At 69.6% G+C, this 1076-nt stretch carries 1 protein-coding gene; it reads left to right on the plus strand.

The window, feature by feature from the left end; genetic code table 11:
- On the plus strand, positions 1 to 1076 hold a 1076-nt coding region (locus tag H9658_RS22790; protein ID WP_191827047.1), incomplete at both ends, for an amino acid adenylation domain-containing protein.

The following is a 1076-nucleotide window of genomic DNA, read 5'->3' on the forward strand; positions in this document are numbered from 1 at the left end:
GCGCAGGGCATCGGCCGTGGCGCACGCGTCGCTCTGTCGCTGTCGCGCGGCGTGCCGATGGTGGAGACGCTGCTCGGTGTATTGAAGGCGGGCGCGGCCTACGTGCCGATGGCGCCGGATCTGCCGGCAGCGCGGGTGGCATTCATGCTGGACGACGCGCAGCCGGCCCTGCTGATCGCGGACGCGAGTGCGCAGCTGCCAGGCATGCCGGGTGTGCCGGTGGCGCGATTGGAGACATTGGCCGAGGCGCTGTCGGCGCACCCCGATCACGATCCGGCGCTCGCGCAGATGGATGCGACGCAGCTGGCGTACGTGATCTACACCTCCGGCACAACCGGGACACCCAAGGGCGTGCAGGTCTCGCACCGCAACGTGGTGAACTTCTGCTGCTGGTGCCGCGATGCCGGATTGCTCGCAGCGGGCGTGCGCATGACCCAATTCGCGCCGTACACCTTCGACGCATCGGCGGGCGAGATCTTCGCCGGCCTGCTCGGCGGCGCCGAGCTGCACCTGCTGGACGAAGCGACGATCCAAAGCCCGCAGCGCCTGCAGGCGTATCTGCTGGAGCAGCGGATCGGCTTCGCGGCCTTGCCGCCGGCGTATCTGCAACAACTGGATCCGGCGCTGGCCCCGGCCGGCATGAAGCTGCTGACCGCCGGTTCGGCGCCGACGCCGGAGTTGGTGCGGCGTTGGGCGGGGCGCGGCGAATACGTGAACGGCTACGGCCCGACCGAGACGACGATCCTGTCGACCACGACGGCGCTGAGCGCCGACGAAGCGCGCATCAGCATCGGCCGTCCGATCGCCAATACCCGGGTGTACGTGCTGGATGCGCACCGTCAGCCGGTGCCGGTCGGTGTGACCGGGGAGTTGTGGATCGGCGGCGACGGCGTCACGCCGGGCTATTTGAACCGCGATGCGCTGACCGAGGAGCGCTACGTCGCCGATCCGTTCTGCAGTGAACACGGCGCGCGCATGTACCGCACCGGCGACCTCGGCCGCTGGTCGTCCGACGGCAGCCTGGAGTTCGCGGGTCGCAACGACTTCCAGGTGAAGATCCGCGGCTTCCGCATCGA

Origin of the sequence: Xanthomonas bonasiae, from assembly GCF_014836395.1 — a bacterium.
GTDB classification, from domain to species: domain Bacteria; phylum Pseudomonadota; class Gammaproteobacteria; order Xanthomonadales; family Xanthomonadaceae; genus Xanthomonas_A; species Xanthomonas_A bonasiae.